Below are 25,762 nucleotides of genomic sequence, written 5' to 3' on the forward strand. Positions count from 1 at the left end.
ACCATGTGGTTAGCTCTAGCCTTCCTCTCCGCCTTCTTGTTAGGTTGTTACGAGGTCAATAAGAAAATGTCGTTAAATGGGAATGCCGTTATTCCCGTTTTATTCTTCAATACGCTCATAAGCAGTTTGATTTTCGTCCCGTTCATCTTGCTCTCTTTTTATACGGATTGCTTGGACGGGACGATGGTGTATGTACCCCGTGCCTCTTTGGAGGACCATCTGAAGGTATTGATAAAGGCGGTGATCGTCTTATCCTCTTGGATATCGGGGTATTTTGCCTTGAAACATTTGCCGCTGACGATAACCGGGCCGATCAAGGCCAGCCAGCCCGTGCTTACATTACTGGGTGCGATGCTTCTGTTCGGGGAACGGCTGAATCTATTTCAATGGGTCGGAGTCTTGCTTTCTATCGCTTCCTTTTATCTCCTTTCCTCATCGGGGAAGAAAGAGGGGATTCATTTTGCCCATAATAAATGGATCTTCTTCACGGTCCTGTCTATCTTGACCGGGGCGATGAGCGGATTGTATGATAAGCATTTGATGCGTAGTATGGATGTAATGACGGTACAAGTCTGGTTTAATGTCTATCAATGTGTTATCATGTCATTTATCCTGTTGTTTCTATGGTATCCGAACCGGAAAAAGAGCACGCCTTTCCAATGGCGATGGAATATCATCTTTATCTCCGTATTCTTATGCGTGGCGGATTGGGTGTACTTTTATGCTTTGACATTCCCGGATTCCATGATCTCGATCGTATCGATGGTACGTCGGAGTAACGTATTGGTGACATTCTTGGCGGGAGCCATCTTCTTCCATGAAAAAAACTTAAAGAACAAGGCGATCGACTTATTCCTTGTGTTGTTAGGAATGATATTCCTATATTTGGGGACAAAATAGAAAATTAGATAATGAGACGAGTTATAGTTACGTTGTTGATCTGTGTCTTTGCGTTGGGAATGAACGCACAAGATATGACAAGTGTGTTCACGGCGATGCCAGACCAATACATTCCTCAATTGGAGCACGCTTGGCGAAAGGATTTGGTGGATCTTTATACTTCAGGAAAAGAATCCCGGCTGAAAAATACGATGAATGGCTTTTCTACCTTGCGAAAGCTAACGAACGATTACCTTTTGCTACAGACTACGGAGCGTAGCACGGTAGAGATGAAATTACTTCCCTTGGTAAACAATACCTACGTGGTTTGTATGATCTCTACGGTAAACGGCCCGGTTCCGGATAGCCGTATCGAGTTTTTCACGACCAATTGGGAGCCTTTGGCAACATCCGATTTATTCACGCAGCCAACTTCCGATTGGTATATCAAGCAGGGAATAGATAAGAAAGACGAAGCCTATCAAGAGGCCGCCTCACATTTGGATATGGATTTAATTCAATATCGATTGAGTCCGGATGATCAGACTTTGACCGCCATTTATACGACTCCTCAATATCTGAGCCAAGAGGCTCGTGAGAAAATAGAGCCGTATCTCAGTGAACCGAAAGTCTATACGTGGCAGAAATATCATTTTCAGTAATTCTTTCCTTATCCATCCACTCCGATATAGTTCATGAGGTTTTACTGCAACCCGCTTTGCAGTACTACTGCACGTGGGTTGCAGTAGTACTGCGATAAAGAGTCTTTTTTTAATGGGTAGGAGAGACTAAGATCCCTTCTTCATTAAAAAGAATTGTTATATCTCGGTCTCCTTGCTCCAGCTCGAACTCATAAGAGAGTCCTTCCGCTTTTTGAATGACATGGATATCATCGATTTGATAAGAGGCATATGCGGAGGCCTTGAATGCGGTCATCACGATATCGGGTACTTGGGAAGAGCGTATTTCCCACTCCGTATATAACCATTTGTTCTGGGTATCCAGCCAAACTTCCTTATGGATATTCTCATGAAGGATATCCACCTCGGTACCTTTTGTCTCCATATCTATCTCAAGGATTGTCGCTCCCGGATACATCTCTGAAATGAGTTCCTTAATAGCGCTGGGGGTAACAGAGGGACGATGCTCGTTGTCGCCGTTACCATCGGTTACTTCCTTGATGAGAATACCACCTTCCGTATAATGTAGGTCTGCATCTTGCTCGCCATTTTCAACGTCGAGAACGTAAATGGTACCAGCGTCCGGACGTTCTAGCATATCTACATCGTCTATCTTCCATTTAGCGTATAGGCTTGCCTCGAAACTGTTTTTTACGGTTTGGGGCAAAGCGTTGTAAGGAAGATCGGTCTCTGTCAGCATCCAGTTGCCTTGCGGATCAAACCACGCTTCAGCCTCATATGAACCGGTGTAAAATTCTGCTTTGACATAGCCTGCCTCGTTCTCCCAACTGACACGTTGCGCATCCGGATATTTTGTGTCAAAGGCTTTTGTTACAATACTCTCAGGTGTGAATTTGTCATCATCGTCATCACATGACATGAATACGAATGAGCTGCAAACCAAAGTTGCCATTATGAATGCTTTTGTTTTCATACGATTGATTTTAATTAAAAATATATTAATACTTATCTTAGAGTGTCTATTAGTCATCGATATCAATCAAGTTCCCTTTTAAGTCGAATGTCATCTCAAGACCGTTATCTAGCTTTATCTCATAATCCCGTATCTCTTTTTCTATTTTAACAACCTTATTCGATGAATAGTTTTTCTTGATAAGGTCTTGTATTACCTCCGGAATGATCGCTGGCGGGATAGGGAGCCCATGCCGTTTAATCTCTTTCCATTCTCCTTTATGGTTAAACTCAACATTGGTCCCGTCCGTGAGGATCACGTCGTAACTGCTAATCCGGATCAGATTTTTCTCTATTTGGATATGCGATACTGGGATGTCTTTAAAATGATCCGATATGAATTGGCGGCTGGAAACCGGCAATATGTTGGTGTCACTCGTGATCTTATCGTTGCCGGCACAAGCCATGACAGATAATAATGATAAGACTATCAGTAAATAATTGATCCTTTTCATATGCCTTGTTTTTTATTATACCGCAAAGAAAAGGATGCATTTTGGAAAAAATTGGGAATTTCGGCCGTTAATAGAATAATAATGTGAATGTATGCATGCCATTTGCGTATTGGTAATCTATCCGGATCGAATATAGATCGACTATTGATTTGACAATGGCCAACCCAAGGCCCGTCGATTCTTGTTGTTTGCTTTGGCTGGCAAAACGGGCAAATAATAATTCCTTATCAAGGGTTTTGTCGATTCCCGTATTTGCGATTGTAAGCATACGGCGAGAGATCGTGATTCCTATATCCCCTTTCTCGTAATTATGGACATAGGCGTTTTTAATGAGATTGGTGATTAACGTAGTGGCCAGCGATTCATTCATGGTGCATACCAAACTCTCTTTTTCTGAAACTCGTAAGTGGAGAGCTTTTCTTTCGTATATGTCATTAATTCCTTCTAATATCTTATGGATAAGATGATTTAGGCAAATATCCCGGGTCTCGGGGAATTGTTTGTTATCTATCCGAGAAAGTAATAGGAGGGATTTATTCAACCGGATGATGCCGTTCAACGCTTGATGCAAGCCAGCGATCTCTTTCAGTTGATCTTCTGTGCAATCTGGATGTTCGCTTAATAATTCTAATTTGTTCATGCATACGGCCAATGGAGTTTGTAACTCGTGGGCGGCATTCTCTACGAAATGTCTTTGTTTGTTGTATAGCTTGTCGCTCTGGTTGACGCTTTCTTGAACGGTCTCGTTTAATATCTTAAATTCCTCGATGGGTGTAGGGTTGTTTAATGGAGGATTATATTTGCCTACTTGAAAACTTTTCAGCCAGCTTAATAGCTTATATAAAGGCTTAAAGCTTCTTTTGAATCCTCGATGGATCACGAATAAGATGCAACTTATCAATGCGATATATAAGACGGCCATGCTCCAGATAATCGTCTCGATCATATCTTCTTGTTCTAAGGTGGATAACTCCAGCGTCAGTTCGTAGAATTTACGATCTTTTGTCATGAAATAAGTGCGTAAGGCACGAACCGGTTCGTATTCTTGCTCTATCTCTATGTATACCGTAGTATCGTAGAACTCGTCCTTATCTAGTTTCGCTTCGCTTTCCGGAACCTCACGAATGTAGTACCGGGTCATGATATCCACATGATCTTTCAGCAATGTGCTGTCCGCTAAGGCGGAGCGGATGATAATCTCTTTGTAGTTCTCAAGGCTGTCATTTGTCTCGTCTTCTACCTCATGTAGAATCATAAGGCAGAAAACACATCCCCAAGCGGCGAAAATGACCAATATGGGGACAAATAAATTGCGGAGGGTGTAATGGATTAGCTTCATATTTATTCCTCGTCGGTCATTTTGTAACCGAAGCCATAGACCGCCTTTATTTCGGGGATGGCTCCGGCGGCTTTTAATTTCTTTCGCAAGTTTTTTACTTGGCTATAGATGAAGTCGAAATTATCGGCTTGGTCTATATAATCTCCCCAGACGGACTCGGCTAAAGTAGCTTTGCTGATCAAACGGTTGGGGTTGGATATGAAATAGTAGAGCAGATCGAACTCCTTACGGTTCAATACGATCTCTTTCCCGTTTATATAGACGGAATGTTTATCGGGATATATCGTTAGGTTCGCTAAAGACAGTTGCAATTCCCCATCTTGTTGCTTGCGGCGGATAACGCTCTTGATGCGGGCGTTCAATTCCGCCAGATGGAAAGGCTTGGTCAGATAATCATCGGCCCCAAGATCTAATCCTGTAACTTTATCCTCGATAGAGTCTTTTGCGGAGATAATGATGATACTGTCTTTCTTGCGTAAGGCCCTTAATTCCTTCAAAAGGGTAAGGCCGCTACCTCCCGGAAGCATGATGTCCAATACGATACAATCGTAATCATAATCATTTATTTTAAGAGAAGCTTCCCGGAAAGAGGAAGCGCTCTCTACCACATATCGTTCTTTTTCAAGAGAACGAACGATAACTTCTCTCAGTGCGTTTTCATCTTCGACTACCAGAATTTTCATAGGCTAGCTTGTTAATCACACAAAGCTACTGAAATATTCTGATAAAAATCTGGAATAAGAAAAGATTCAGTATCGTTCTACTTCAATAATTGGGCCTCTGAGTTAAACGTGAGACGAACCTCATTGTTCTCATGCTCTAGTTTGAATACGTAAAATGTTCCCGAAGGCTTGTCTATTTGTGTCACCTCATCTATCTTATATTCATGATAAGCCGAATTTGTTAGGTTATCCATGATGTCTACGGGAACATCTTCGGCATGGATATCGAATTTCGTACTTAGCCACTCGTTATTTTTGCCGAGCAGAACCTCTTTCTTAACGCCTTTATCCTTGATGTCGACTTCTACACCTGCGGCATCTTTATCGTAATCGGTAATGGTCGCCCCCGGATATTTTATCTGGATCACCTTTTGAATCGCTTGAGAGACCGATTTGTCATCGAAACCTTGTTTCTTTTGTTGGCAACCTACGGTGAGGAATAAGCAGCAGCTCATGAATAAAATGGCTGTAAATGATACTTTTAGTTTCATAACGTTTAAGTTTTCTATTACAAACAAACGGGTGACAGGCAAAGTTTTTTCCAAATAAGTTAATTTTCCATGATATGTTTTTCTTCCTTTGTCGTCTTGATTATAGAAATGGAACTTGAGACGTTTAAAATAACCGTACTACCTCTCCGGCAGAAGATGTTGAATTTCTCCCGGAGACTGGTTGAGGACGCAGCCGATGCTGAGGATGTGGTGCAAGAGGCATTCATAAAGCTTTGGTATATCCGGGAAAAACTGGATGCCTACCATAGCGTGGAGGCGCTGGCTATGCAGGTTACGAAAAATCTCTCATTGGATAAGATAAAGTTGCGAAAGCCGCAGGGATCGGAGTTGGAGAGCGTTACATTGATATCGGAAGCGGTAAGCCCGGACGAACAACTGGAGCAAAAGGATGCCGCCGAGTGCATACGGCGCTTGATCGCCCAGTTGCCCACTTTGCAGCAAACCATTATCCGGATGAAGGATATAGAAGGCTATGAGTTAGCCGAGATCGCGGAGATCACGGCTACACCGGTCGAGAATGTCCGGGTGAATCTCTCAAGGGCTCGGAAAAAGATACGGGAACAGTTTTTACAATTAAATAAACAAGAGAAATGGACATAGACGAGTTATTAAACCGATATTTTGAAGGAGAAACCTCTTCGGAAGAAGAGCGGGAACTTCGAGCCTTCTTTACTTCCGGGAATGTTCCGGACAGGTTGGCGGTCTATACGCCTATGTTTACCTATTTGGAGGAAGAGAGTCGGAAGGAACGACAGCCAGATGAGGCATTGATTCCGATTGATGAGGATATCCTTTTTATGCTGGATGCGGAAAAGGTGGAGGAAAAGAAGACATTTACTTTACGATCCGTGTTGTATTTGGTATCCGGTATCGCCGCCAGTTTCTTGCTGCTTTTGGGGCTTAACCATCTGTTGAATCCGGTAGATCCTTGCTTCTGCTCGGATAATTATGTCGTTATAAACGGTCGTTGTTATACGGATATTCATAAAGTTCGCTCCATGGCGCTGGAAGCTTTGCAGGAGGTGGCCACTCCTACGGACGAGTACTTCCCGGAAGTGGATCTTGATGAGGCCGATCGTGTGATTATAGATAACCAATTGGACGAGCTTCGTTCTTTATTTGATGATAATGAATAAAAATACTGTAAATATGAGACGGTTCAAATACATGTTATGGTTGCTGGTGGCGGTATTTTGCTTAATGCCTTGTGGTGTCTCGGCTGCCGAGACACAGAAAGATTTGAAGATTCAGGAAGTCTTTCAACGATATGGCAAAAAACGTAATGTCACGATGGTGGAGTTGTCTAACGAGATGTTGGAAACGTATGGCATGACTCGTTATAAGAGTATTACGATCAAAGATGATCCGGAAGCCCTGCGGTTTACCCGCCAATGTCTGGAAGCGGACCAGAAAGGGGCCCGGAAGATCAAAGAGGTGACGGACGATGGAGGGGTAGTCTCCGCTTATTACCAGTTGAAGGGCGTAGAAGCAGATATCAACCGTTTTGTCCTTTTTAAGGTCAGCAAGAAAGGGGTAATAACCTTGGTGTACATTGAGGGAGATTTGGATAGTGATGATTTAATCACGCTATTATTTACGAAGAAAGATTTATAAACAAACAAAACAGATAGGAAGATGAAAAGAATACTTTTAGTCTTAATGGCTTGCTTCCCGGTAATCGGGTTGATGGCCGCTGAGGTTGAGCCTTTGGCTGGGGATACGATTATCACCCTTGAGAGAAAACGTATCGAGGTGAAAGATAATGGCGATCGCATGAAAGTCAGGGTGTATGAGGTAGACGAGGATGGTGATTCCGTGGACGACGAGTTGATCTTCGAAGGGCATTACCGGGACGGACAAAGCTATGAACGCCGTAAACACGTGAAGTCTATCAATATCCCTGTGCCTACTTGGGATAAAGACTTCAATCCGCATTGGGCCGGTTTTGGAATGGGCTTCGCGAACTTCGCGGATGGGAGTTTACATGTAAATGATGTAGACGGAGTCTCCCTTCGTAGTGGAAACTCATTGGAATATAATTTGAATGTATTGGAAAAAGCGTTCCCGTTCTCTCGGTATCGTTGGGCGGTGGTGATCGGTGCCGGTATGCGTTGGAGCCGTTACCGGATAGATACGAATGAGTATTTCAAGGAGATAGACGGTGTTACGGCTTTACGTCCGGCTCCTGAGAGTGTTACGTTGAAAGCGAGTAAGCTGAATATCACGAGTCTGACCATTCCGTTGTTATTGGAATGGCAACCTAAAAAGCGTTCGAGTGAATTCTTCTTGTCTGCGGGTGTAGTCGGTGTGATCAAGACTTGTTCTTCCTCGAAGATCGTATATAATGACGCTTCCGGTAAAAAGCACAAAGAGAAAATGGATTCCGGTATGAATATCCGTCCGGTAACTATGGATTTCTTATTTCAAGCCGGTTGGGATTGGATCGGTCTTTACGCCAAGTACTCACCGATCGACCTCTTTGAAAATGGGAAAGGTCCGAAGGTGCATCCGGTTTCTATCGGCTTGCAGTTGCATTTGTAGGTCGTTGAGTTTTTGCGAGATAAAGAACGTACGATATGCCGGATCTTGTTAGCAAGGTTCGGCATTTATCTTGAAAAAACTTATTTTATACTTTTTTGATGGGGATCGGGAAGTATTGCAAACTTATCCGGCGATATGGCCATTTCTTAATCGTGGAAATAAGATGAACTTTGCAATATAAATAGAAGACAAAGTAATAAATAAAAAGGAGGTTCAAGATGGGTTTTATTAAGGTCGGTGCCGTATTGTTCGCAAGTCTTTTGGTAGGAATGGCGAACGCTAGTAATGGAAATAAGAATAATAACAATAAAACAGAAAATAAAATGACAGTAACAGAATTAACACAAGAAGATTTCGTAAAGAAAGTGTATGACTTTGAGACAAACCCGAACGCATGGAAGTTCGAGGGTGATAAACCTGCGGTTATCGATTTCTATGCCACTTGGTGTGGCCCTTGTAAGATGATGTCTCCTATCTTGGATGAGATCAGCAAAGAGTACGAGGGTAAAATCAACGTATATAAGGTGAATGTCGATAAAGAGGCGGATTTAGCGAGTGTTTTCGGTATCCGTAGTATTCCTTCTTTATTGTTTGTACCGATGAAGAAAGAACCGAGTATGGTTCAAGGGGCTATGCCGAAGAATGAGTTGAAGAAATTGGTAGATGATATTTTATTAGAGTCGAAATAACTCGTATAGTGTGTTTTGGGGATTAGTGACGCGGAAGTTTGCTGGGAATAAAGTGAACTTCCGCTTTTTGTTTATATAATATTGTTATCTTTATCCGTCTTAAAATCCGGAAGAAATCTATGGAATATATTTTTAATACTCGCTTAAGAGGTAATATAGCGTTGACCGATTCGTATCACACGAACCTTGCTTTGCAGAAAGATAATACGCTTTACAAGTTTATTTGGGTACAAAGCGGTTCGTTGCAACTGGAGATCGATCACGTACCGACTACCTTAATGAAAGGTGAGATTATTCCCTTGACTCCTTTGCACCATATCGAGTTCAAGGCGATCAATGGCGAGTACTTGACCCTTCTGTTTAACAGTAACTTCTATTGTATTTTCGGACATGACAATGAGGTGTCGTGTAATGGTTTTCTTTTTAACGGGACTTCCAATGTGATGCAATTGAAATTGAGCGAATCCCAAGTTGCCTCTTTGCGCGATATCACCGACAGCCTAACGAGTGAGTACGCCATAAAGGATAATTTGCAAGAGGAGATGCTGCGTATCTTACTGAAACGTTTCATTATTTTGTGCACCCGGATCGCACGTGAGAAGTTTTCGGTAAGCCCGGAACGGGAAAAGGCGTTCGATATGGTTCGCCAGTTCTATGTATTGGTAGATAACCATTTTAAGGAAAAGAAGATGGTCCAAGATTATGCGGATATGCTGCATCGCTCCCCAAAAACCCTATCCAACCTTTTTACGACTTGCGGATTACCTTCTCCGTTACGGATCATTCACGAACGAATTGAGGCTGAGGCCAAACGATTGCTATTATATAGCCAGAAGAGCGCGAAGGAAATCACGGAGATCTTGGGCTTCGAGGATCAAGCCACATTCAGCCGTTTTTTCAAGAAAATGACGGGAGAAAGCGTCTCTGAGTACCGGAAAAGAGAGAAACAGGAATAATTGCTAACTCATCCGGTAAAATCGCCATTTACGGGATAGGTGTTTCTACCGATCTTTGCGGTATAAGTTCAATACTATAAAACAAATAATAAGATGAAAAAGTTGAATGATCTGTTTTACTTGTTTTTGCAAGTGGCGGCCTCTACTCAAAAGCTAGGTATTAATTTGATCCGTATATCGATCTTGATCATATTTGTGTGGATCGGCGGTTTGAAGTTCTGGAATTATGAAGCGGAAGGCATCGTTCCGTTTGTGGCGAACAGCCCTTTCATGAGTTTCTTCTATACGAAAAGCGCTCCCGAATATAAGACGTATAAATTAAAAGAGGGTGAGTTCGATCAAGCGAAGCATGAGTGGCATCAAGAGAATAACACGTATGGCTTCTCTCGTGGCTTGGGAATCTTGATCATGGCGATCGGTATCTTGACTTTCCTCGGCATTTTCTCGCCGAAGATCGGTTTGGTAGGAGCGGGGTTGGCTATAATCATGACGTTCGGGACGTTGTCCTTCTTGGTCACGACTCCGGAGGTCTGGGTACCTAATCTCGGCAGCGGGGAATTTGGTTTCCCGTTATTATCGGGGGCCGGGCGATTGGTGATAAAAGATACGGCGATACTGGCCGGTGCGATCGTGGTGCTGTCGGATTCGGCGCAACGGATCTTGAAAAAGAAATAAGCGAAACAAGAAAAAGGGGAATGGTTTTAATGCCATTCCCCTTTTTCTTGTTGGTTACCGTTTATTCTGTACGATATTCGGGTTTGCGTCGATCTCGCTTTGCGGAATCGGGAGTGCTACCCAGGGATCGGAAGCGTTGATCACCTGTGCGTCGGTAGGTAATTGCGGCAAATGCCAACCGCCCTTGCGGATTACCGGAATATTGTTACGCATGTAATCAAAGAACGCATGTCCTTCGCCAACCAATTCTTTGCGGCGTTCTTTAAGGATTCTCTCTAGGGAAAGCTCGGAGTCGCTAACGGATTTATTGGGGTTGGCTCGGCTTACGATTTGATTCAGGTAGCCTAACGCCTCGCTACGTTTTCCTAGCTTGAAAGCCGCCTCGGCCGCATTTAAGTATATCTCGGACAGACGGATGATGCATAGGTCATTGTCTTGCGGATTGCCGGTCAATACATCTCCTGTTTTTCCGGGATACTTCGCCAGATATTTAGGATGTCCGGTCGAACCGGTTGGAAGGATATCCTCGTCCGGTTTTTGAGGTAAGCGGCATAAGGCATGGCGAACATCATCCGGGTCTTCACCCAGTAAATCCAAGAAATCTTTCGTCAAGACCAAATTGTTCCAATCTTTCACGTTATCGGCATATACCATGGGAGCGCCCTCTCCGCCACTACCGCCGGAAGGCTCGGTAAGCGTAAAGTAGAACTCGAACAGGGATTCGGAATTGAAGTCTTTTCCCCATACGGAGGTATACTCATCGTGCGTGAACAAGGTATAAAGACCTCCGTTATTGATTACTTCTTGAGCGTATTTAAGGGCGTTCTCGTTATCGTTCATATATAAATAGATACGAGATAGAAGTGCTTTCACGCTCCATACATTTTGGTGACCGTCGGATTTGGTTGTAACAAGGTTGGGTAAGGCTTCGGTCAGGTCTTTGATCACTTGGTTGTAGCATTCGGCTACCGTGTTGCGAGACGGTTGGTGAGTCGGCAACTCCGTCTTGATCTCGATGGGCACACCCAAGGACGCTCCATTATCCAGTGTATAAGGCATACCAAAGAGGCGGGTTAAATCGAATAAGGCCAAGCCACGCATAGCTAACGCCTCTGCTTTTATACGGGCGATTTCTTGCGTGTCGGAGGTTTGGACGCTACCGTTGTCTATTTTCTCGATTAAGCTGTTCGCTTGATGAATCACGATATAGGGTTGGTTCCATACTCTCGTGATATTAAAAGCGTCGTCGGCGGCTACGTTGAACAGATAGTACGGAGAGACACGTCTGCCGGGACCTTTGTCAATACGAGCTTGTACGTCTTCGCCACGGCAGTCGGCATAATAGAGGTAGTTGTCTCCATAATAACTATGCTCGGATGCTATGCGATAGATTCCATTTAATGCGGTTTTAGCGTCTTCCAGTGACTGAATAGCGTTATCGCTGGTCACGGAAGTGGAGGGATCCAGATCCAGCCAATCTCCGGAGCAAGCCGTGAATAAGAAAGGAAGAGCGCTTACGATATATTTAATTGACCATTTCATTGTATTTCTTTTTTATCGAATGAATTGTTGTGTTTAGAAATTAACTTCCACGCCGAAACTAAAGGTGCGCATGGGCGGTGTCTCACAGAATACCTCGCCGGATACGGGCACTTCCGGATCATATTGCTTCCATTTCGCCCAAGTCAGCAAGTTGCTGCCGGAGAAATAGACACGGACTTTATCCAGCAAGACTTTATCGGTCCAGTTATGAGGCAGGGTAAACCCGAACGTCAGGTTCTTTAACCGCAAGTGATCCGTACTATGTACGAAGCGAGAGGAACCACCGCTCACTTTGTCGGAGCGTCCCAATACGAAACGGGGAATGTCGGTGATATCACCGGGCTTTTGCCAACGGTCTAACTCATAGATGGGCAGGTTGCGGTTTCCTTCGCTGGCTCCGTCTGTCTCGATATACGTACCGGTCTTGTCGAAAGAATAGCCGCCCAATGAATAAGAGAGCGTAAAGGCCAAGTCGAACCATTTATAAGAAAGGATATTGGTAAGGCCGCCGGATATCTTCGGATCTACTTGTTTATAAGGAACCGCTTGCGCCTCATTGACATCTTGGGTCAAGGTGCGGTCTAGATTGCCGTTCTCGTCTTCCGTATTTTTATAATACAGCGCATTTCCGCTCGAGGGATCTACCCCGGCGAATTCCTTTACATAGAATGTATTGAATGGCAATCCTATTTTCCGGATAAACCAACTACTTTCCACCACTTGATCGAGATTACCATCAAGGGCCACGATCTTATTCTTGTTATGTGTCAAGTTCAATACCGTAGTCCAATTAAAATCTGCGTTTGAGATATTCAAGGAACGAACCTCCAGCTCGACACCTTTATTGTTTAACTGCCCCAGATTACCCAGATAGTTCAGGAATCCGGTCGTGGCGCTGATCGGACGGTTGTAAAGCAAATCCTTGGTGTCACGATTGTAATACTCGAGCGTTACGAAGATGCGATCGATAAACGCGAGGTCTAGTCCGAGGTTCATATTATAGTTCTTCTCCCATTTTAGATTGGGATTAGCTTGTGTGCTTTCATACGAACCGGGGTTATCCATATAGTTCTTTCCGTAACTATATAAACCCATATAACCGTAATAAGATCCCGGCTGATTACCGTTCACGCCATAAGAGGCACGGATCTTGACATCGCTCAACACCGGCTTTACGGCTTTCATGAAATCCTCGGCTCCCAGATGCCACATGCCTGAGACCGACCAGAAATTACCCCAGCGATGCTCCGGTGCCAATCGGGAACTACCATCCCGGCGGAAACTTCCGGCGATATAATACCGGTTGTCGTAATCATAATTCAAGCGGGTTAGATAAGAAAGCAACCGATAATCCTGTGTAGAGGATACGAAACTGTTTATAACGGCGGCATTGTCCGGTTCGAATAATTGGTCGGACGGCATCTTGCTTTTCTCACCGGCGGCTTTATCCGTCTGGAAACTTTCCGCCTCATAAGCGGCTAGTACATCCAGATGATGTTTGTTGGCGAATGTCCTCACGTAGTTCAACGAGGTAGAAGAGATCAATTTCCCGTATTCGATAAAACCTTTGGACGATTGGGCATCGCTACCGCTCTTGGGACCCGCCCCGCTTAATGCGTTGAAATAGCGGGCATCCTTTTGGATGCTATAATCATAGCTGAGTACTTCCTTTAATTTAAGTCCTTTGATAATCTCTACCGCACCGTGCGCCGTACCGAAGATACGGGTCATACGAACCCGGTTATAGTCGGTACGCATATCCCGCAAAGGATTTACGTTCGTTCCGGGATAGGTATTGGCGTAGGAACCATCCTCGTTAAATACTGGGTAGGAGGGAGGAGTGGCTACTGCCATGCAATAGAAAGGATTGATACTGGATGTACGTTCCTCGTTCATCTCTTGATTCACTTGCGAGAACATGAGGTTCGCTCCGGCCTCGCCTCGTTTGCCGATCTTTTGTTGTACGTTAAAGCGTCCGGAGTATCGTTCCATCGATGAGTTCTCCACCAGACCCTCTTGTTTTTGATAACCCAAGGAGCTGTAGACCGTCGTGTTCTCGGAGCCACCGGAAACGGAAGCCTCATAATTTTGATGTACGGCCTGTCTCATCAACACGTCTTTCCAATCGGTATAGCCTAAAGCGGGAACAGAGGTGTATGCCCCGATATTGGCGTTGGCGTACTCTTCCGGAGTCTGGGTGAAAGATGCGGGATCTTTGGCGATCTGGTCTTGCGCGTAATTAACCAAGCCTTCATAAAGTAGTTCCCGGCGTTGCTCTCCGTTGAGGGTCGGGCGGAAGTCTACCGCCGCGTCCGAGAATCCTGCGCTAGCGTTCAACGTGACCCGGGTACGTCCTTTCGATCCTTGTTTGGTCGTGATCAAGATAACACCGTTGGCCGCACGGGAACCGTAAAGGGAGGCGGCGGCGGCATCCTTGATAACCGTGATATTCTCGATATCGGAGGGATTGATCGTACTCATGATGTTGGTCTTGGCATTGTTCATGTAGGAGGCCTCCGATCCGCTTCCGGTACTTAGGTTTCCCGAGGTGACGGGAACTCCGTCTATCACAAACAAAGGTTCGTTCGATGCGTTGAACGAGCCCATACCACGGATACGGATGGATGCGTTCGCTCCCGGTTGCCCGGAGCTTCCCGTGATATTGACACCGGAGGTCATGCCTTGTAGTTTTTGTTCTATGGAAACCACCGGCATCTCTTTCAGTAGGTCAGCCCGTAAAGTGTTGGCGGAACCGGTAAAGGAAGAACGTGAGAAGTTACCGTAACCGGTTACCACGACCTCATCGAGGTTCATCGCCTCCGGTTGTAAAGCCACGTTTAAGATACCGCTTTTCGGGATAGGTACTTGGGTCTGCTTCATGCCGATGTAATCGACAATAATGAATTTGGCGTCAGGATCAACTTCCAGCGTGAAATGCCCGTCAAGATCGGTCTCCGCTCCCGACAGGCTCCCTTTTACGATAACGGTCGCTCCTATCAGAGGCTCCTTGTCCTCTTGGGAAATCACCGTTCCTTCGATCTGTCTTTTTTGCGCATACGCTACCCCGGGCAATAGAAGTAGACATAGGAATAGTATGCCCCATGTTTTTACATTTCTCATCTCTTTTTGTTTAAAACGTCTTATTAATACCTATACTAACTAAAGGATTATCTGAAAAAGGCGTGCCAGATGTGATAAATCCTGTAGATTTCTTTATAATTGTTTTCTTATGAGATTATTACGAAAAGCTTTGAATACGGGTGTGGAGGTGGCATTGTGTAATATTTCCTCATTTGATGTGCAATTTTTCTACACTACTTGTTATCTTTGTGAAAGATGATTTAATAGGATTCGTTTATGGACACAAGAAAGATTGAGGATGTTCCTTTCGAGGAAGTACATGAGATACAAAGATATGGGACTTATTTCTCGGAGAAGAGTTTCTGGAAGAAGATAGAGCGGGTAGCGAAGAAAGTGGGGGCTACGGTATTGCGTCCTGTCTTCACGCTGTATTATATGTTGCAGGATGAAAAGGTACCTCTTCAACATAAGGCTTATATAATCGGGGCTTTAGGATACTTTATATTGCCTTTCGACTTGATCCCGGAGAGCGTGCTCCCCATTATCGGCTTCACGGACGATGTGGCGGTGATGACTTTCGTATTGAAAATGGTGAAGGATAGCATTACACCGGAGATCCGGAGAAAAGCGGATCAGAAAATATTGGATCTGTTTCCTGATCCGGCTTGATAGGGCGTTATAGCAACGGGCGAATATCGGGAAGCTCCTCGCTTCCCTTTTTCATTTCCGGAAGGAGGATTAAGGGGATCTCCGGGAATTTGGCCTTTAGATACTCCAAGGTATTCGCCTCGATCAGTGGGTCGATGCTTGGATATTGGTTATAGACGATGGCTTTTACCTCGATACCGTATCGTTCGCAGGCGTACAGGCTGAGCAAAGTATGATTGATACTTCCCAGCTTGCCGGACGTGACTAGTATCAGGGGATACGCCTGTTCCTTCACATAATCGATCGTAAGGGATTCCATGTCGTTCGGAACCATCAGTCCTCCGGCTCCTTCCAGTAATACATACTCGTAGGTCTCTCGCAATCGCCGGGTGGCTTGGGTGATCGTTTCTAAATCGATACGTCTTCCATCTTTCGCCGCCGCCATATGAGGAGAGCAGGGATAGGTGAAGATATAAGGACAAGTCAGTCCTTGCGTATCCTCGTCGGTAAAGGGGAGCCCTTGGATTTGGCGGTGTGCCTCGATATCCTCCGATACGTGCTCGCATCCGGTCTGTATCATCTTTTGGGTGATCACTTTCTTTCCGGCTTTCGCCAATGCCTTGGCGATCATTCCGGTGGCTACGGTCTTTCCGACGTTCGTGTCTATGCCGGAGATAAATAATACATTTTCTTTCGTTTGATGGTTCATTGTTCTGTTGTTTAAATAGTTGCTTGATTAATCTTTTGTCTCTATGGATATTACTCCTTGTCTCTAAGAGATTTATTCCTTTTCTTCTGCGCTATTGATCTTTTCACCTTTGTGAAAAGAACGTATCACCTTTGTGAAAAGATCGTTTCACCCTTGTGATACGATCATATCATATAGGTGAAAGGATCAATACCTCGGAAGAGGCGATCTACCTCACCTTTATCTTTTGACCACTAAGATATAGAGTGGACGGTAAGTTAATGTGACCCCACCATCCGCCGAGGGGAATCTCTCTTGATAATCCCGGCAGAAACGTTCCTGTTTTCCCCGTGTCCAGACGCAAGAGGCGTTGGCCGTGACACCCGTGTACTTTAGATGTCTTAGCACCTCCAGCGGGTGCCGGAAGGTCAGGGCGATATTTCCTTCCTCTTCATGGACGATCCGGAAGTAGGTGGATAACCACTCCCTTAATTGTCCGGCGGTAGGATAGGTGAGCCCTTCTCCGGTCAGTTCCTTGATCTCGTGAAGGTTGTCTGGCGTGAAGGTGTTGAAAGCCAGCATGCCTCCGGGCGATAGGGTGGACGATAGCTTATGGAGGAAACGTGGAAGGTCTTTCATCCATTGCAGGGCGGAGGCCGAGGCAATCAAGTCGAACGTGCCGGGAAAAGCCAGTCGCTCGGCATCACCGGCCAAGAATAGAGGAGTGGCGGAAGGAAACAACTCCTCGATGGCGCTTTGCCAAGTCTCGCAAAGATCGTTGAGTACCCATTCCTCGATTTGGCATTCTTGTTTTAATAAACGGGTGAATCCGCCGCTTCCGCAACCGATTTCCAGCACCCTGCGGAAATGAGAGGAGGTGTATACGGTCAATAGCTGTACCAGATGGGCGCATATCCGTTTCTGGGCATCCGCATGATCGTCGTATGTATTCACCGCTTGGCTGAAACGCCGGCGGATCCGTTCTTGTTCGATTACTTCCATAATTCGTTCCATGATTGATAGTGGTAAAAAGGAAGATGAGGCGCCTTGATCTCTTGGATGGGGCAACGGCCTTGCCAGTAGTTCCGGAGGTTGGTTGCCGGGAATATCTTATCTTCGGTGGATAGGATGGCTTGATCCCAGAAGGTGGATATCCGCGGATCGGCTGATTCGAGCTTTTCCGGGAGGATCTGATTATATAGAGATTCCAGTTCCTCCTTGATCTCCTCCAGCGGACGTGGTGAGAGTTCCGAATAGCAATTGAATGTCTCCTTGTCTCCGCACATCCTGCGGTTAAAGCGACGCATACCTTCCTCGCTGATATGATGGAGGGTTCCCTCGAAGATTGCGGTCGGGATGCCTAGCGTATCGTGCATGGGAAAAGGGGTACCGTTCAGGGCGGTCGCCGTGGTAAAGGATCGGTGGCCTGCCCAGAGTCGGGTGGCTACCCATACGCCTAGAGACCAAGCGACCAGATGTACCTCTTTATAGGGGGCGAATGTCTCTTCGAATGCGAGCGTCCTGTAATCGTAGGCAATCCATAGGTCTGTCTGCTCCGGTACTTCCAGATGGCGGAAAAGCTCCGGCGAGGTGGACCAGCCGGCGAGACAGAGGATCAGACTAGGGGATAGCTTATTTATTATCTTATCTATATACATACTATCAATTCAATTTATATACATACTATCTATCCAGTTATCTATCCGGGGGTGTAGAGACGGGGCATGTCCCGGTGGGAGACAAGGCACGCCCCGTCTCTACAATCAGTTGATGAATATTTTTTATTGTGAGGTTTGCCGTAAGGGAGAAGCGGATACGGGAGGTACCTTTGGGCACTGTCGGCGGGCGAACGGGGAGGCAGTAGAAGCCTTTTCGTTGTAGCTCTTCCGCTTTCCGTACGCAATCCTCGCTCTCTCCCACAATGAAAGGGATGATGTGGCTTTGGCTGATCTCGCCTCCTTTGCCCGTTAAAGCCTCCGCCAGCAATCGGCTATATGCTAGAAGATTCTCCCGTTCCTTCGTGAACGAGGGGAGTTGCTCCCAGATGAAGGAAGTCCATGCGATTTGGAACGGTGGCAGGGCCGTACTGAATATGAGCGGTCGCATCGTATTGACCAGATATTCCCGTATCGTACGGGAACAAACCAAATAGGCCCCCATAGACGCTAACGCCTTGCCGAAAGTACCGACCAATAGATCGATCTCTTGGATACAACTTTGTTCCTCGGCGATACCTAGCCCCGTCTTTCCACGGGCTCCGATGGCATGAGCCTCGTCTACGTACAATAGGATATTGGGATATTGCCTTTTGATAGCTATCAGGCGGTTTAAATCCGCTACATCCCCGTCCATGCTGAAAATGCTTTCGGTCAAGATGATGATCGTCTCGTATTGACAGGCGTTCTTTTGTACGAGGCGTTCCAGTTGGTCATAGTCGTTGTGGCGGTAACGGAGGAATGGGGAGCCACTCAACAAGATGCCATCGATGATGCTGGCGTGCACCAGCTTGTCGGCGAGTAATAAGGTCTGTTTATCGGTTAAGGCCGGGAGGATTCCGGTGTTGGCATGATAGCCGCTATTGAAGATCAATGCGGCTTCCCGGTCGAAGGAGCGGGCGATCTGTTTCTCCAGTTTCGTATATACGGAGAAATTACCCGTCAGCAAGCGGGATGATGATGAGGAGTAGGGATAGAAGCGGTCTTGTGTGGATGCTTGAAACTCCTCTTGTAAATCCTGCCGGCTGGCTAATCCAAGATAATCGTTGGAAGAGAGATTCAGCATACGCTTTCCCTCTTTTAATATCCATATTCCTTGATGCTCGACTTCCGGTAGGTGCCTAAGATTCCCGGAGGCTCGTAAAGCCGTAAGTTGCTCGTTATATGATTTCATATATCTATATATTACCCGGTTGTAGATATGTTAATTATGCGTTAATACTCTCAATAATCCGGAGGTTAGTCTGGATAGTTCATTCATGGAGATAATGAAAGGAGGCATGAGGTAAACCAGCCGTCCGAACGGACGTACCCATATCCCTTCCTCTACGAATTGGCGTTGTAATACCGCCATATCCACCGGATGCTTCATCTCGATAACCCCGATCGCTCCCAATACCCGTACCTCAGCGACTTCAGGCAGCTTGGCGGCTGGCGCTAACTCCGCCCGCAATTGCTCCTCTATAAGCTTCACTTTCTCCTGCCAGTGACTGGCGATCAATAAAGAGATCGAGGCCGAAGCGATAGCGCATGCCAAGGGATTTCCCATAAACGTAGGCCCATGCATAAAGCATCCCGCCTCGCCGGAACAGATCGTGTCGGCTATCGGCTTCGTCGTGATCGTGGCGGAAAGCGTAAGATAACCTCCCGTCAATGCCTTTCCGATACACATGATATCGGGTTCGACTCCCGCATGTTCCCATGCGAACAACTTTCCGGTACGTCCGAAGCCTGTCGCTATCTCGTCGAATATCAATAAGACGTTATACCGCTCGCAAAGTTCCCGGGCACGAACGAGGAAAGTGGGGGAGTAGAAATACATACCTCCTGCCCCCTGTACGACCGGTTCCAAGATCAAGGCGGCGATCTCGTCGGCATGCCGCTCTAGTAAATCCCGCAAGGGAGCCATGGCCTCCTCTCTCCATTCCTCGCCGAATCGGACCGAAGGTTGAGGTATGAAGTATTGGATGGGTAGGCTTCCGGAGAAGATCCCATGCATACCCGTCACCGGATCGCATACCGACATGGCGTGCCAAGTATCCCCGTGATAACCGCTACGGATCGTGGCGAAGGTATGTTTTCCCGGTATGCCTTTGGACTGCCAGTATTGGATCGCCATCTTTAAGGCTACCTCCACGGCTACCGAGCCGCTATCCGCTAGGAATATCTTTTCTAGGGAAGGGGGCAATAGCGGTAATAATTTAGCGGCCAACTCGACAGCCGGCTCGTGCGTGAATCCCCCGAACATGATATGACTCATCTTATCCAATTGGGCTTTAGCCGCCGCGTTAAGTACCGGATGGTTGTATCCGTGGACTGCCGCCCACCAAGAAGACATTCCGTCTATTAGCTCCCTGCCGTCCGCAAGGGTTATCGTTACGCCCTCCGCTTTGGATACCAGATAGACGGGAAGTGGATCGATGGTCGAGGTGTAGGGATGCCATAGATGATCCCGGTCGTATTGTAAAAGTTCGGTTGTTGTCATTTTTCCCAATCGGTGTTTTCGGTGAGTGAATAGCCTTCGGAGGTAAATAAGACTTTGTCTTCCTCTACCTTGCTTCCGATAGTCGTTAATAAGTCTCCGATGATTGCGGAGTTAATCCCTATATATAGGGATTTCCGTTGCGTGGCCTCGCTTAATTGTGCCCGTCCGCCGGAGAAACGGAGAAATGCGTTCGGATTGATCAAGCGGAAAAGGGCGATCGTTGTTAGCCATTCCTCTTCTTCTAGGATATGTGTATTCTCCATAGGAGTTCCCGGTATCGGCTGTAATAAATTGAGAGGGATGGATAAGACACCTTCTTTCTGTAAGAAACAAGCCATCTCGATTCGTTCCTCCATCGTCTCGCCCATGCCGATAATACCACCGCAGCATATACGGAAACCGATTTCCCGGGCGGTATGGATGGTTTCCATCTTCTGCTCGATCGTATGCGTGGAACAGAGTTGACGGAAATAGGAAGGGGCGGTCTCTATATTGCAGTGATAGTTCTCCACTCCGCTATCGTAAAGCGATTGGAGTTGGGAGCGGGTTAGCAATCCCATGGAGGCACAGCATTTAATATCGCTTTGCTGCTTGATTTGCCGGATCGTATCGGTGATCTGTTCCAATTCTTTATCCGATACTCGCTTACCGCTAGTCACCAAGGCAAAACGCCGGATGCCCTGTTTCCGGTTATATACCGCATGATAGACACATTCCTTGGCCGGAAGCAAAGGATATAAGTTTACGAGGGTCTTGTAATGTCCCGACTGTGCGCACCATTTACAATCCTCGCTGCAATTACCGCTTTTGGCGTTGATGATGGAACAAGTGTCGAACTTATTCCCCATAAAATGGCGGGTGATTTGGTGGGCGGCCTCGTAAAGTGCCTCTTTGTCCGGGTGATTCGCCAAGCTTAAAGCCTGTTCCTCAGTAATCTTCCTACCCTCTAGGATGTACTGCTTTGCTTCTTCTATTGTCATTTTCTCTCATTTAATAATTCTACGTATATATACCCAGTTGTAGAGACGGGGCGTGCCCCGTCTCTACAACCAGATGGAAATAAGAAAGGCGGGAAGTATCCGAAAGAATACTTCCCGCCTTTACTATATTATATAATGTATAGTGAGCTACACGATGAGCCGGATGAGCGATCTCATTTGATACCAATACCGGGAGTAATGCCGTAAACAGTCCATGCGATACCGCGAGGCTCCGTTTGTTCTCCTCGGTATTCTCCCTCTCCTCGTCATCCTCTTCGGAAAATCCGTCCGTGAACGTACCGATACCGGTATGTAAAGACTGGTTCTTTTTCTCGAAGCGATCGGCTACGGAAAAGGATAATTGTCCGATCGTAACAGCTCTCTGTACACTGATGAAAGCCGCATACGCCTTCCGGCTCCATCTTCTGAAACGGAGTGCCTGCGAACGATATGTATACGACTTCCTCATCCTCTAATTTTCAATTGTCAAGCCACTTTATCCAGTTTCTTCATGATAGAGAACATGAACAACGCAGACAGTAAACAAAGAACGATCAACACGCTCCATACCATCCATAACTGCATGCCTCCCCACAAATAACCGATGATAGCGACCAGATAGTTACCGATAGCCGTAGCCACGAACCACCCACCCATCATCATACCTTTGTATTTAGGAGGAGCCACTTTGGATACGAAAGAGATACCCATCGGAGAAAGCAATAATTCGGCGAAGGTCAATACCAGATAAGTCGATATCAACCAGTTCGGAGAAACCAATACCTGCAATTTGCTATCCGCCGCTAAAGCGTCCGGTGTAGGCAAGCCCATAGAACCGATCGCCAAGATCAAGAAACCGCAAGCGGCGATCATCATACCCAATCCGATCTTACGAGGAGCGGACGGCTCTTTCTTCTTATTAGCCAGATAACCAAAGATCGCCAACGATACCGGAGTCAATACAACCACGAAGAACGGGTTAAATTGCTGGAAGGTCTGCGGAAGGATCGTTACGGTTTCCGGCATAGCCATATATTTGATACCTAGAGCGGCTAATGCGGCCACGGTCACGATGCCGGCGATCGTTTTGCCTTTGCTCGTTGTGGATTGTGCGATAGCGAATCCTCCATACACGGCGATAACCAATAATGTTAAGTTAATCACATCAAAGCCGATACGATCCAGTCCGGTCACTTGGTTGGCCGTATAGTCGCGAGCAAAGAACGTCATTGTCAGACCATTTTGATGGAAAGCCATCCAGAAGAACAATACCACGGCGAATACCAGCAGCAAGGCGGTGATACGTTGTTTCGTCTCGGCAGGTGACAATTCCTCTTGCGGAGCGTGGGAAGCCTTTGCTTGTTTGGTATTGACATCCGCATGCTTAAAGGTAGAGCGGAATCCCATATAGATAGCCATCGATATGATCAATGAGATACAAGCCACACCGAATCCATAGTTGTATGCCTCAGACAACTTCTCGATATACGTGGAACAGAACGTAGCCATATCGCCGGTGAAACCTTGTGCGCTTTGCAGAGCGGCGAGTGCCTCTTTGTTCTCTGCGGAGATGGTTCCGTTTAAGAATTGGTGAGCGAGTGCCGGAATTTGTGACTCGTAGAAAAGGTTATACTTACCCAACATCCAGTCTGTCATTTTAGTGGCAGCCGTAGGTGCGTACATGGCACCGATATTGATCGCCATATAAAACAAACTAAAGGCTTGGTCACGTTTACTTCTATATTCCGGGGCATCATAAAGATTACCTACCATCACTTGTAAGTTACCTTTAAATAATCCGGTACCGCAAGCGATTAGCGCTAGCGAGCCGAACATCATGATTTTTCCCGAGGCGGCATCTGTTGGGATGGCTAATAAAAGATAACCGACAAACATGATGATGATACCCGAGGTAACCATCTTTCCATAACCGAACTTATCGGCCATCATACCGCCAATCAATGGCATAAAATACACGAACGCTAAGAAGCTAGCGAAAATCGTTGATGTCTCAGCGGCCGTATAGCCGAATTTCGCTTGCAAGAATAATGTGAAAATCGCAAGCATCGTGTAATAACCGAAGCGTTCGCCCGTGTTCGCGAGTGCTAGGGCATAGAGACCTTTAGGTTGTCCTTGTAACATGTGTTTTAGATAATATTAGTTTATACTTATTGAATAATTTGCTTTATGGCGCCGGTTTCCGGATAGAAAAGAACTTTGACGGGGGCTTTCTTATCCTCAAACATAACAGGGGCTAATCCTTCCCGTGTTCCGAATTGAGTGATTTGGGCCTCTCCTTTGTAGAGCGTTTTTTTGTTCATTAGTATTTCTATGCTGGCTTTTCCCGGAACATTGTAGACGATTCCTTTCAATGATTTGTCTTTCTTCTCGGCTTCCTTGGCATCAAGGATCGGAGCTCTTTCTGTCGCTTTCAAGTTCATATAGACAGGGGTACCGCCCAAATCGTCAGCGTCTACGATACCTAGCTGCTTGGAGAAACGGAACAATACTTCTTTATCTAGGTTGTCGTGGGGGATGATACTTACCTCATAATGCTCGGTTTCTTTGGTCAAGATTCCGGTGAATAGGTTTGTTAATGCTTTTTCTTGCTCCTCCAATTGCTGGATCACCAGTTTCATGGCTTCACCATCGGGAGGTAAATTATCCGCCTCGCCGGTCAAGATGTTCAAACGGCTTTCCCGGATACGGTAAATTTGTTTAGCGGCCACCTCCGCTTGTTTGGCGGTGGAGCCTGCCATTAGTAATTCCTCTGAGAAAACGGAAGCGTCTGTCACTTTTTGTTGGGAGCCTTTATTTTTCTTTGCGGCATCTAGCTCGGATTCAACTGGTGTATATTCTGCGTTTATCGAGCATAATAATCCATCTTCGGTAAGATAAGCGTAAGGGGCGACCGTACCTTGTTTGAATTCTACGATATAGGTATTATCCGCATCGGGTAATCCCCGGTTGATCAGACTGATTTTTCCGAGATCGAAATAAACCTTGTCTTCCGTGACCGCATCCTTTACGCCTAGATACTTCTCTGCATATTGATAGTAAGGCCCGGCTTTGCAAGTTACTTTCGTCACTTCGGCGTCTACGACTAGCGAGGTCTTGGGCAACGAGTAGGTGATTCCGAAATTATTGGCTTTTACGGCGTTCTTTTTTACCACCTTGGTTTGTGCCATAAGCGGCATCCCGAGGAGTAAACTAGCTATAATGATTATATTCTTCATATCCCAGTTTATTTTAATTCTGTATATTATTGCGCAAAACTAGGAAATATTTTGCTTAAAACCAATTGGAAGTATTCTTATTGCATGAAAATCCCGGACAACATTAAGAATTTCTAGATTCGCATTGTTCGGGATTCTGAGGATGTCCGGGGGAGAAAGCTTAAAATAGCACGTCTATATAGATCGGCAGGTGATCGGACGACTGGATATCGATCACTTGGTCGTTGATAATCCTAAATTCATGCCTTAGGTCGCCGAAGATATAATCTAAACGCAAACGGGGATGATCCGAGGGGTAGGTCTCTAACGTAGGGTCGGATAAGAGCCTCCACGTTTGTTTCATCGCCTTGAATTCCTTAGAGTCTGGCTCCATGTTGAAGTCTCCGGTGATCAGGATTGGTTTGTTTTCGCTTTTCATCGTCTCATTGATGAGTCGTATAGAGGCCAGGCGAGAGTCTGGGTCGAGCGAGAAATGTGTGTTACACAAGGTATAGTTCGGATATTCGAGACAAAGGAAGGTACGTGGCTCTTCCTTTCCCGGCAGAGGTATGTATTGGTAGCTACGAGGTTTTTTGCGGGAGAGTGCGGCGATTCCGTATAATCCCTTAGAACGTTCTGTGGCAGGTGCGAAGATTGGATACATGCCGGTCAACCGTGCCAATTCTGCATATTGGTTGATCCATCCAGAGCGTTCGCATACACTGTCCACCTCTTGTAGCCCGACATAGTCCGGCTGGATCTTGTTGATCACTTCAGCGATTCGCTTCAAATTGGTCTGTTGGTCCATACCGATCCCGATGCGGATGTTGTAGCTCATGATTCTTAACGATTGTCGTGTCTTGCATAGGCCACTTCCCAAATTTAGGAGGGCGATGGTTAGGAGAAATAAGATTCGTTTCATGGATTTCTAAGGTATTTCGTGAATAGAAACCCCCGCAGACAACAAGAAGGACTATCTGCGGGGGCT

General features: G+C 46.0%; 27 protein-coding genes. 10 read left to right on the plus strand and 17 right to left on the minus strand.

The window, feature by feature from the left end; all coding sequences use genetic code 11:
* The first annotated feature begins 3 nt into the window (after positions 1–3).
* Both NBH07_RS10095 and NBH07_RS10100 read left to right on the plus strand, forming a co-directional pair.
* Complete coding sequence (locus NBH07_RS10095) at positions 4–900, plus strand: DMT family transporter (RefSeq protein ID WP_005854727.1); 897 nt, start codon at positions 4–6, stop codon at positions 898–900.
* 11 nt (positions 901–911) lie between these two features.
* Positions 912–1,541 (plus strand): DUF3256 family protein, encoded by a 630-nt coding sequence (locus tag NBH07_RS10100; protein WP_009018197.1) that lies wholly within the window; start codon positions 912–914, stop codon positions 1,539–1,541.
* A 109-nt stretch (positions 1,542–1,650) separates the two neighbouring features.
* Here the strand turns inward: NBH07_RS10100 and NBH07_RS10105 are convergent, their stop codons facing one another.
* From NBH07_RS10105 to NBH07_RS10125, 5 genes are all read right to left on the minus strand, one after another.
* Positions 1,651–2,493: a PepSY-like domain-containing protein gene (locus tag NBH07_RS10105; RefSeq protein WP_009018198.1), complete on the minus strand. Its 843-nt coding sequence runs from the start codon at positions 2,491–2,493 to the stop codon at positions 1,651–1,653.
* A 49-nt stretch (positions 2,494–2,542) separates the two neighbouring features.
* Positions 2,543–2,986 carry a PepSY-like domain-containing protein gene (locus NBH07_RS10110; protein ID WP_005854734.1) on the minus strand — a complete coding sequence of 148 codons (444 nt, stop codon included), beginning with the start codon at positions 2,984–2,986 and terminating at the stop codon, positions 2,543–2,545.
* 67 nt (positions 2,987–3,053) lie between these two features.
* Entirely contained in the window at positions 3,054–4,325 is a 1,272-nt protein-coding gene (locus NBH07_RS10115) for a sensor histidine kinase (RefSeq protein ID WP_008780170.1), read from the minus strand.
* A 2-nt stretch (positions 4,326–4,327) separates the two neighbouring features.
* Positions 4,328–5,008: a response regulator transcription factor gene (locus NBH07_RS10120; protein ID WP_005854737.1), complete on the minus strand. Its 681-nt coding sequence runs from the start codon at positions 5,006–5,008 to the stop codon at positions 4,328–4,330.
* Positions 5,009–5,085: 77 nt separating this feature from the next.
* Positions 5,086–5,538, minus strand: a complete 453-nt coding sequence (locus NBH07_RS10125; RefSeq protein WP_005854740.1) for a PepSY-like domain-containing protein — start codon at positions 5,536–5,538, stop codon at positions 5,086–5,088.
* 69 nt (positions 5,539–5,607) lie between these two features.
* Here NBH07_RS10125 and NBH07_RS10130 point away from each other — a divergent pair, with 69 nt between their 5' ends.
* The 7 genes from NBH07_RS10130 (at position 5,608) to NBH07_RS10160 (ending at position 10,420) form a co-directional block, all read left to right on the plus strand.
* The gene (locus NBH07_RS10130) at positions 5,608–6,159 is read left to right on the plus strand and encodes a GFO_1088 family ECF-type sigma factor (protein ID WP_005854742.1); all 552 of its coding nucleotides are present in this window, start codon (positions 5,608–5,610) and stop codon (positions 6,157–6,159) included.
* Complete coding sequence (locus tag NBH07_RS10135) at positions 6,150–6,695, plus strand: PG0215 family putative anti-sigma factor (protein WP_005854744.1); 546 nt, start codon at positions 6,150–6,152, stop codon at positions 6,693–6,695. Before NBH07_RS10130 ends, NBH07_RS10135 begins: the two co-directional genes overlap by 10 nt.
* Before the next feature lie 13 nt (positions 6,696–6,708).
* Positions 6,709–7,173 carry a DUF6108 family protein gene (locus tag NBH07_RS10140; protein WP_005854747.1) on the plus strand — a complete coding sequence of 155 codons (465 nt, stop codon included), beginning with the start codon at positions 6,709–6,711 and terminating at the stop codon, positions 7,171–7,173.
* 21 nt (positions 7,174–7,194) lie between these two features.
* Entirely contained in the window at positions 7,195–8,100 is a 906-nt protein-coding gene (locus NBH07_RS10145; RefSeq protein WP_008780172.1) for a Rossmann-fold NAD(P)-binding domain-containing protein, read from the plus strand.
* 218 nt (positions 8,101–8,318) lie between these two features.
* A complete protein-coding gene (gene trxA, locus NBH07_RS10150; protein ID WP_005854752.1) occupies positions 8,319–8,789 on the plus strand; it encodes a thioredoxin in 471 nt (156 codons plus the stop codon).
* Positions 8,790–8,908: 119 nt separating this feature from the next.
* Positions 8,909–9,745 (plus strand): helix-turn-helix domain-containing protein, encoded by an 837-nt coding sequence (locus NBH07_RS10155; RefSeq protein ID WP_009018201.1) that lies wholly within the window; start codon positions 8,909–8,911, stop codon positions 9,743–9,745.
* Between the two features lie 93 nt (positions 9,746–9,838).
* Positions 9,839–10,420 carry a DUF417 family protein gene (locus tag NBH07_RS10160; RefSeq protein WP_009018202.1) on the plus strand — a complete coding sequence of 194 codons (582 nt, stop codon included), beginning with the start codon at positions 9,839–9,841 and terminating at the stop codon, positions 10,418–10,420.
* Positions 10,421–10,474: 54 nt separating this feature from the next.
* Here NBH07_RS10160 and NBH07_RS10165 read toward each other — a convergent pair whose 3' ends face one another.
* Both NBH07_RS10165 and NBH07_RS10170 read right to left on the minus strand, forming a co-directional pair.
* On the minus strand, positions 10,475–11,962 hold the full coding sequence (locus NBH07_RS10165; protein ID WP_009018203.1) for a RagB/SusD family nutrient uptake outer membrane protein: 1,488 nt from the start codon (positions 11,960–11,962) through the stop codon (positions 10,475–10,477).
* A gap of 33 nt (positions 11,963–11,995) precedes the next feature.
* Positions 11,996–15,082, minus strand: a complete 3,087-nt coding sequence (locus NBH07_RS10170) for a SusC/RagA family TonB-linked outer membrane protein (protein WP_008773400.1) — start codon at positions 15,080–15,082, stop codon at positions 11,996–11,998.
* A 237-nt stretch (positions 15,083–15,319) separates the two neighbouring features.
* On the opposite strand from NBH07_RS10170, the gene NBH07_RS10175 reads away from it, so the two are divergent.
* Complete coding sequence (locus NBH07_RS10175; RefSeq protein WP_005854762.1) at positions 15,320–15,712, plus strand: YkvA family protein; 393 nt, start codon at positions 15,320–15,322, stop codon at positions 15,710–15,712.
* Between the two features lie 7 nt (positions 15,713–15,719).
* Here the strand turns inward: NBH07_RS10175 and bioD are convergent, their stop codons facing one another.
* From bioD to NBH07_RS10225, 10 genes are all read right to left on the minus strand, one after another.
* Positions 15,720–16,400: a dethiobiotin synthase gene (gene bioD, locus NBH07_RS10180; protein ID WP_005854764.1), complete on the minus strand. Its 681-nt coding sequence runs from the start codon at positions 16,398–16,400 to the stop codon at positions 15,720–15,722.
* A gap of 219 nt (positions 16,401–16,619) precedes the next feature.
* Entirely contained in the window at positions 16,620–17,381 is a 762-nt protein-coding gene (gene bioC, locus NBH07_RS10185; protein WP_034527241.1) for a malonyl-ACP O-methyltransferase BioC, read from the minus strand.
* On the minus strand, positions 17,372–18,037 hold the full coding sequence (locus NBH07_RS10190) for a DUF452 family protein (RefSeq protein WP_009018204.1): 666 nt from the start codon (positions 18,035–18,037) through the stop codon (positions 17,372–17,374). The genes bioC and NBH07_RS10190 overlap by 10 nt, the downstream gene beginning before the upstream one ends.
* Positions 18,038–18,074: 37 nt before the next feature.
* On the minus strand, positions 18,075–19,268 hold the full coding sequence (locus NBH07_RS10195; protein WP_005854770.1) for an 8-amino-7-oxononanoate synthase: 1,194 nt from the start codon (positions 19,266–19,268) through the stop codon (positions 18,075–18,077).
* 30 nt (positions 19,269–19,298) lie between these two features.
* Positions 19,299–20,579: an adenosylmethionine--8-amino-7-oxononanoate transaminase gene (bioA, locus tag NBH07_RS10200; protein WP_009018205.1), complete on the minus strand. Its 1,281-nt coding sequence runs from the start codon at positions 20,577–20,579 to the stop codon at positions 19,299–19,301.
* Positions 20,576–21,559 (minus strand): biotin synthase BioB, encoded by a 984-nt coding sequence (gene bioB / locus NBH07_RS10205; RefSeq protein WP_005854774.1) that lies wholly within the window; start codon positions 21,557–21,559, stop codon positions 20,576–20,578. The genes bioA and bioB overlap by 4 nt, the downstream gene beginning before the upstream one ends.
* A gap of 19 nt (positions 21,560–21,578) precedes the next feature.
* Entirely contained in the window at positions 21,579–22,028 is a 450-nt protein-coding gene (locus NBH07_RS10210) for a hypothetical protein (protein ID WP_008773395.1), read from the minus strand.
* A gap of 17 nt (positions 22,029–22,045) precedes the next feature.
* Complete coding sequence (locus NBH07_RS10215) at positions 22,046–23,701, minus strand: peptide MFS transporter (protein WP_005854778.1); 1,656 nt, start codon at positions 23,699–23,701, stop codon at positions 22,046–22,048.
* Positions 23,702–23,727: 26 nt separating this feature from the next.
* Positions 23,728–24,795 (minus strand): DUF4831 family protein, encoded by a 1,068-nt coding sequence (locus NBH07_RS10220; protein ID WP_005854780.1) that lies wholly within the window; start codon positions 24,793–24,795, stop codon positions 23,728–23,730.
* 160 nt (positions 24,796–24,955) lie between these two features.
* The gene (locus NBH07_RS10225; protein ID WP_009018206.1) at positions 24,956–25,696 is read right to left on the minus strand and encodes an endonuclease/exonuclease/phosphatase family protein; all 741 of its coding nucleotides are present in this window, start codon (positions 25,694–25,696) and stop codon (positions 24,956–24,958) included.
* Positions 25,697–25,762 lie beyond the last annotated feature (66 nt).

This window comes from Parabacteroides sp. B2-S-102, assembly GCF_023656665.1.
Lineage (GTDB): Bacteria > Bacteroidota > Bacteroidia > Bacteroidales > Tannerellaceae > Parabacteroides > Parabacteroides distasonis.